The sequence below is a fragment of the Methanosarcina sp. UBA289 genome (assembly GCA_002496565.1).
In the GTDB taxonomy this organism is placed as follows: domain Archaea; phylum Halobacteriota; class Methanosarcinia; order Methanosarcinales; family Methanosarcinaceae; genus Methanosarcina.
The window spans coordinates 1-7831 of record DAKJ01000011.1 but is presented as its reverse complement, the minus strand read 5'-3'; the positions used below and the strand labels follow the sequence as shown (position 1 = coordinate 7831).

Annotated in this window: 5 protein-coding genes and 1 pseudogene; 4 read left to right on the top strand and 2 right to left on the bottom strand. The window is 37.4% G+C overall.

What is annotated here, in order from left to right; all coding sequences use genetic code 11:
* The coding region (locus BP549_RS03820; protein WP_292378264.1) for a protein kinase domain-containing protein at positions 1–1910 on the top strand (1910 nt) is incomplete at its 5' end.
* An 82-nt stretch (positions 1911–1992) separates the two neighbouring features.
* Here the strand turns inward: BP549_RS03820 and BP549_RS03815 are convergent.
* Positions 1993–2544, bottom strand: coding sequence for a hypothetical protein (locus BP549_RS03815; protein ID WP_292378262.1), 552 nt, complete (start codon positions 2542–2544; stop codon positions 1993–1995).
* Positions 2545–2650: 106 nt separating this feature from the next.
* Between BP549_RS03815 and BP549_RS03810 the strand changes: the two genes are divergently transcribed.
* The 3 genes from BP549_RS03810 to BP549_RS03800 all read left to right on the top strand — a co-directional run bounded on the left by BP549_RS03810 (position 2651) and on the right by BP549_RS03800 (position 7408).
* Positions 2651–4114: an MAP7 domain-containing protein gene (locus BP549_RS03810; RefSeq protein WP_292378261.1), complete on the top strand. Its 1464-nt coding sequence runs from the start codon at positions 2651–2653 to the stop codon at positions 4112–4114.
* 1219 nt (positions 4115–5333) lie between these two features.
* A complete protein-coding gene (locus BP549_RS03805) occupies positions 5334–5771 on the top strand; it encodes a hypothetical protein (protein WP_292378258.1) in 438 nt (145 codons plus the stop codon).
* 218 nt (positions 5772–5989) lie between these two features.
* Positions 5990–7408 carry an S-layer protein domain-containing protein gene (locus BP549_RS03800; RefSeq protein ID WP_292378257.1) on the top strand — a complete coding sequence of 473 codons (1419 nt, stop codon included), beginning with the start codon at positions 5990–5992 and terminating at the stop codon, positions 7406–7408.
* An 84-nt stretch (positions 7409–7492) separates the two neighbouring features.
* Here BP549_RS03800 and BP549_RS03795 read toward each other — a convergent pair.
* Positions 7493–7816 (bottom strand): annotated as a pseudogene (locus tag BP549_RS03795) (IS5/IS1182 family transposase); the annotation flags it as partial.
* Positions 7817–7831 lie beyond the last annotated feature (15 nt).

Sequence of the window (7831 nt, the reverse complement as noted above, 5' to 3'; positions counted from 1 at the left end):
CAAATAACCAGATGGCATGGAACGCGTACGAAAAAGCAATTGAATTTAAACCAGGCGATTATGAGTCATGGTTGAAAAAAGGTAATTTTCTTGACGAATTGGGCCGAAAGGAAGAAGCACTAAAAGCGTACCAAAAAGCGATTGAACTTAAACCAAATGACCAGCGTGCATGGTTCAACACAGGTAATGTTTTTGACGATCTTGGCAAGTATGAGGATGCTATAAAGTGTTACAAAAAACTGAGAGAGCTTGATCCAGAGGCAAAAAATGTTGAGGAAAAATTGCAAGATGCAGAGAGAAAATACATAGAATCTTCCCTGAAAACATTGAAACTCGAGATTGAAGACGCCAAAAAGTACATATTTATTCCACAGGAAATTTCAGAGATTGCGGAAAAAGGAGTTTCTCAGAAGTTTGATTATGCTAGAGATAGCCTTAAAAAACTCTTATCTGAAGCAAAACCCGTTCTGTCCGTAGAACTTGATAAAACTTCCTTGAATCTAAATGAGTGGTATAGATCAAGGATAAAAATTGAAAATAAAGGGAGTGCTCATGCATTTGATGTAGTCCTGTTTTTTCCAGATGATTTTGAAATCAGGCGTATAAAGCCGGTTTCAGTAAGTGCAAATGATAAGAAATACCTTGAAATTGCCCTGAAACCTGTTGTAAAAGGGACCGTACCTTTAGAAATAACAACTAAATGCCGAGATGGTAGAGGAGAAAACTATGAAAGTAGAAATGCTTTCTGGATAAACGTTGAAGAGTTTCAAGAACCAGAGAAGGCACGTGAGTTGAATCATTCTTTAACACCTGGTGCTCCCAGGGCGGTTCCAAGCCCCTTCCCGGAGGAACTTGCTGCATTTTATAAGGATATAGAATATATAGGCGGAGGCGGATTTGCCAGAGTATTTAAAGCAAAAAGGCAGGACGAAAGACAGGTTGCAATCAAACTCCCACGTTCATCGGATACAGTTACAGGGAAGTCTTTTATGAGCGAACTCATGAACTGGACTGGCCTTGAACACGAAAATATCGTGAAGGTCTATGATTTCAATATCCTTCCAATCCCTTACTTTGAGATAGAGCTCTGTGACTGTTCACTTTCAGAAAAACAGCTTCCAATAGATGATAATTCTTCTGCATGGATACTTTTCAACATTTGTGAGGGCCTTAAATACGCTCATTCAAAATCCATTATTCACCAGGACCTGAAACCACAGAACATTTTACTAAAAGAAGGCATTCTAAAGATTTCGGACTGGGGTCTTTCAAAGGTTTCAACAATCTCTGGAACATCTTTGTTAGGAGGTTATACACCTCTTTATGCAGCTCCGGAACAGATCTCAAAAAAATTCGGTAAAAAAGATGCTCGGACAGATATCTGGCAGTTAGGCGTAATTTTCTATGAGATTGTTACGGGAAAAACTCCCTTTGAGGGAGATGACCCTGTAATGGTAATGTCCAGCATAATGATGGAAGATCCTGAACCTCCTTCCTCGATAAACCCAGAGGCAGAGAAACTTGATCCAATTATAATGAAATGTCTCGAAAAAAAGCAGGAAAAGCGATATCAGTCAGTTTCAGAACTACAAAAAGATATTGCTGGATTTTTAAGGATCGATTATACAGAATCCTTAAGAATAAGCATATCCCGAAATGATGTAAGAAGGTCAGCGTTTTATTGCGGTGAGCTTTTTATAGTTCATCTGAAGCTTGGAGAAATGGAAACCGCATATAAATATGCAAGTGACCTACTATATTATGCTCAAGGTGAGGTCAGAGACATCACAAACGAGCTTTGTACACAGCTTGAAGTAAGGATTGACAATGGAATATGCGATATGCCGGATGAATTGATGAAAAAAGCAGAAAATATAGTTCATAAAGTAGGCCTTGGTTTTAGGGAGTAGTGATAGGGATTATAAGTTTTCGCCGGCATTAGTCCATTTTCTCGCTTTCATAAAGGACTCGCTGTTTTTGGATTCTTAAAATTCATTTCTCTCCGTTCCCATGCACCAGAGATGAAAAATAAGCTTCTTCAATGTAATTGCATAACTTCATAATTCTTATTTGATGCGTCTCCTCCAGTTTGTGGAACGGATCATTATAAACAGCATCCAGCATTTTGCCAATATTTTCCAGATACCCAAGGGATTTTTCGTCCTTTACCTTGTTCTTCAGGACTTCCACCGTAACCTTGACAGCAAAAGCTTCATCGTTTACGCACTGGCCCCGGAGTTCATTCAGAGTTCTTGCAAGGTCAAGGGCATAAAGCTCTCCTTCTCTTCTTTCTCCAGTTTTCTGAGTTTCTTTTATCATCAATTCGATTTTTGCATCTACCATTTTAGCTTCGTTTTCGATATGCTGATACCCAGCTTTATCTTCTCTTTTGATGGATTTGAGCTGGCGGAGGAGTTCGAGACCTTCACGAGCTTCTTCCATATCGGACTTGAGTTCGGCGGCGTTTTCGGCCCCTACATCATCAAGAGTCTGGCCACCTATGATTACGGAATCTTTTATTGTGATCGATCTAGAAGATTTCATACTCTTTGTTTATTTTCTCAACTATTTAACTTATCGCAGTAAATTGACGTGTTAAAATACAAATATCTTTATAGGTGAAGATTATAAAAAGTTTAGGTGTGTGTAAATGGCGGATATAGAAATTAAACGCGGGTATGAAGTTCTTCCTGACAATAAGGTTAGGTTTGGTATCCGCGTGATCAACAACGGAGATTCTGCCATTTCTGACGTTGAAGTAATTCTTGATTACAGTCATTCTCTTTTTGAACTCGAAAGCAGTAAGATAGAGGAACTTGGAAACATTCCTCCTTCCATTCCCAGGACCGCAAAATTCATACTCAAACCTCTCAGCTGTGTTCATAAGGAAGAAATCGGGGCGACGGTACGCTATAGAGACTATAAGTGGGAAAAACACATCATTGATATGCGTCCCAAAGAAGTTCACTGCGTCTACCCATTCCTGAAGGAAAAAGCTATTACAAGGTCCGAATTTCTGAGACTCTCGGAGGAGAGTTATTCGGCTGAACACGGCGTAAATTTTGAAAATATAGCTCCTGAAAAGCTTATTGATTTTCTTACCCACACCTGCAAAAACCGACTGTACAAAGTTGATGAGTTTTCAATCGAAAACGGCAAAGTCCTGTACCTCTCCAGCGAGTCCCTGGGCGAAAAAGCATACTATCTGCTCACGGTGGTCGTCAGAGAGCGGGAGAATATAGTCCAAGTCCTCCTGCATGCAAGTTCTGATAAACTGTTTGGACTCCAGGGTTTTTTAAATGAAATTCTTGAAAACCTGCGTCACCTTGTGCGGAGCGTAAGCTCTGCCAAGGAAATAGGAATTATCAAAAATGAGCAGGTCATCACTATTATAGATTCTGTGGTGCAACATACTGACTTTTCTGGGAAAAATGATTCATCATCGGTTAATATTCAGGACAGTATTGTGCAGCGTACTAATTTTGGATCCTCTCAAGATGAAAATCGGAAAAAAGAAGCTGAAGAGAAACTCCACAGACAGCAGGAAGAAAATGAACGCCTGAGAAAAGAAAGAGAAGAACAGGAGAGGCTACGCAAACAGCAAGAAGAAGAGGCAAAGAGATTACAAGAGATAAAAATAAAGGCTCAGGAAGAGGCCGATAGAAGGAAAAATGAGCAGGAAAGACAGCAGCAGGAAGACCTTCGACGACAAAGAGAAGAAGAGGAAAGGAAGAAAAGAGAAGCTCTTGAAATAAAACATCGGGAAGAACAGGAACGAAAGCGTAGAAATGAGAAGGAAAAAGCCATAAGAGGATGGGAAGAAGAGCAGCAAAGACTCATAAAACATAGTGTAGATCCCATAGATGTAGATTCCGTTTCATACTCGATCACTTGGCTTGTCTTATTTATAATTCGCTCAATACCTCCATTATTTTTTATAACGTTTTTTGGGGTAGCAGGAGAAATAGAAGCTGCAATAGTCATGTGTGTCATAACTATTCCTTGGTTTATGGAAAAATTATTAAAGATAAAAATGTCCGAACCTTTAAAAGCTATTTATCCTTGGGGAATGATGTTTATTATATTAATTATAGGTGATATGCTGGGCTTTTGAAAGTTATTTATATTTGGGGGATAATATTTATTTTATTAATTATATTTGATATACTTTGAGAAAGATTGTGCAAACTTATCATAAAACTGCTTATTCATATTCATTAATTATTAAAGATTTAAATAAGTTTGTCTAGTTTTTCATAATTTTTTAGTTCTGTAGAATACCTATCTAAACAGGTTCGCTTATCTAAATCAGGATTTAGAGACTGAAAATAGACAACTAAATCTAGATTACTTTCATTCGGCAGGTCGTTAATTTTTTATCAATTTCGCTAATTGCGATTTTGAAATGACACTCCACAATTGTATGTATTTTTTAGGTTTACATATGGCCAATTACTGATCTCTCATACTATATTTTAATGAAAAAAATGGTTCTATGTTTATGTCGCAGGAGTTGAACCTCAGGTTAACCAACTTTAAGCCATACATCAAATTAGCTAATGATCTAACCTATATTCCGCAGTATTTTTTCGAAAACCAATATTTTCCCGCTAGTGTTTTTTAAAAGATCTTCAAATAATATAGACTCAATTGAAACTTGGTGAAATTGAATGCTATTATTTTTGGTCTCTAAATATGGTCATCTCGCTGTTTTTAACTCCTGCACAGAAATCTAATAAATTCATGTTAGATTGAAAATAGATAACAGGAAAAATTATGAATATACTAAAATTTACTGCGGAAAGTGGGATCTAAAACAGTATTGAGTAAAATATTCTAATTTTTAATCTCGACCTTCCGAAAGTAAGAATTAAACTCGATTCTATGATTGAGACAAAATATTCGACTATAAGGGCAATATGTGCCTGATATTTGGAGAAATATCTTACCTATATTTAAAGTAAACATTGCCCACTATCCAATTATAGAAATGGCTTGAGTTTTGAGACGGCCTGTTTTAATTTCTTTTGTTACAATAATCTATCGTATATGGATGAATCACTATTTCACTTCAACTTCGAATTTGTTTCATTTTATAGGATCATTCTACATTACCGAAGTGGAGCTTAAATATGCTCAAATTTTAACTTATTTAGCTGCTAGCTGCTGTATAGCATATTGAGCCTTTGAATATTCTGGATCTATGGTCAATCTAGAAGATTTCATACTCTTTGTTTATTTTCTCAACTATTTAGCCCATCCCAGGAAATTCGTATGCTAAAATACAAATATCTTTATAGGTGAAGATTATAAAAAAGTTTAGGTGTGTGCAAATGGCGGATATAGAAATTAAACGCGGGTATGAAGTTCTTCCTGATAATAAGGTTAGATTCGGTATCCGCGTGATCAACAACGGAGATTCCGCCATTTCTGACGTTGAAGTAATTCTTGATTACAGTTATTCTCTTTTTGAACTTGAAAACAGCAAAATAGAAGAACTTGGAAATATTCCTCCGTCCATTCCCAGGACCGCAAAATTCATACTCAAACCTCTCAGCTGTGTTCATAAGGAAGAAATCGGGGCGACAGTTCGCTATAGAGACCATAATTGGGAAAAACACATCATTGATATGCGTCCCAAAGAAGTTCACTGCGTCTGTCCTTTCCTGAAAGAAAAAACTATTATGAGAAATGATTTTCTCACGCTTTTCAATGAAGGCTACCCTGCAGAACGTGGTTTGAATTTTGAAAACATCCAGCCTGAAAAGTAGTTGAATTCGTTACCCATAATTGCAAAAACAGGCTGTATAAAGTTGATGAATTTTCCGTGGAAAATGGGAAAATTCTTTACCTTGCAGGTGACTCTTTAGGAGAAAAAGCCTATTATCTGCTTACGGCTGTTATCATAGAGCGCTAGGGAATAACACAGGTTCTTTTTCAAGCAAAGTCAGATAAGGAATTTGGAATTAATGGCTTTTTAAATGAGATTGTGGAAAATCTCCGGCATCTTGTACAGAGTTCGAGTGCCGCAAAGGAAATTGGGGTTATCAAAAGGGAACAGGTTATCAATATAATCGATTCCGTAGTACAGCATACAATTTTTTCCGATGGAGAAGGCTCATCATTAGTTAAGATTGATGGTGGTGTTGCGCAGAGGACTAATTTTGGACCTTCTCAAGATGAAATCCGAAAAAAAGAAGCTGAAGAGAAACTACGCAGACAGCAGGAAGAAAAGGAACGCCTGAAAAAAGAAAAAAAAGAACAGGAGAGGCTACGCAAACAGCAAGAAGAAGAGGAACGCTTAAAGAAAGCCGAAGCGGAAAAGTTGCGCAGGGAAAAGGAAAAAGAAGAACTTGAAATAAAATTGCGGGAAGAAAAGGAACGAAAACGCAGAGAAGAAGAGAAAAAAACCAGAAGGGAATGGGAAGAAGAGCAGCAAAGACTCAGAGAACATAGAGAAGAAGCTAAAAGGAAAGATTGGGAAGAACTCAAAAGAAAAAACCTTGAGGCAGCAAGAATATTCCACGATGTAAAACAAACAACATCTCCTTCTCCTAAAAAATCAGATCTGTCTTCCGGAAAGAGCATCCTTCGTGGGATAAAAATTGTCATGACTCTGGGAATTCTTTTGATTATCGCAACCGCGTTCTTAGATTCAAATAGCAGCGATCCTTACCAATCAGTCGAAAATAATGAAGCTGGGATGTTACAAAAACCGGATACTTCTGAAGATACTTATCAAATAGCCAAAATTTCTGTTAAAGAGAATGAGAGAACAGCTGATGATATACTATTGACACCAACAGAAGAACAGAAAAAAAATGAGAAAACTGGGCTACTCCCTACTCAACTTACGAATGTAGAGAGACGTTCTTTTCAACAGGTTGAATACCGATCTGATGCTTGGAAGAATCAGAAATACTCTATAATCAAAATGTTTGGAGAGGAGTACGTCCCTTTGAAATCTTATTCAAAAAACAAACTTGCACCACTGATTCTTGACTTGCCATTAGAAATCGAGTACTATAATGTAAGGCCAGGCGAATTACTCGACTTAGATGAAGGCTACTATCTTGAAGTCAAGCAGGTCGATGACGGTGAGAAAGTGTGGCTCGAATTCACCAAAGATGGAGAACTCGTAGATGACGATATCATCTCAATCGATGATGGCAGCGGTGGCATATGGGAAGTCGAACGTGATGGCATCCAGGGCGAAAATGATGTTGTTGTCTTCAGAGTGCATGTCAACCAGATCTTTCAGGGAGCAGTCGACAGTATTGTTCAGATCGATGGTCTATGGCTGATTGATTATGAAAATGCTTTTACTGTTAAATCGGGTGATGAGTTGAATGGATATGAAATAATGGAAATTAATGGTGAGTATATCTCATATAGATCACCAGATTAATGGCTTTGTAAGAATCCTCCATTTGGATTCGGTTAAGATACGAATTGTCCCAAACATGTTATTTTATCTATGGTGCTTTTTTTCTTAACTCTCAGCCAAGTGTTGTAATCCCTTCTTGTCACTAATAAAGAACGCAGTAATTGTCCCTGTCAAAAATACGGCTAAAGAACAATACTTTTTTACAGAACGCATCGTATATCGGTGTAAATTCTCCATATTGCACGTTTTTTTGGCTAATTTAAATACGTCCTCAATGAGAGATCTAATAGGTTTAAGTCCTCCCCAATTTTCCATCAAAGCTTTAAATTTTGCTACAAGTCTATTATATATTTTCTTTTCTTCTTCCGTGTTTCTTTTTGAATCAAATATGTTCAAAGGATAGCTTAGCATGTCGAAAAGTTTATTATAACCTTAGTTTGACAG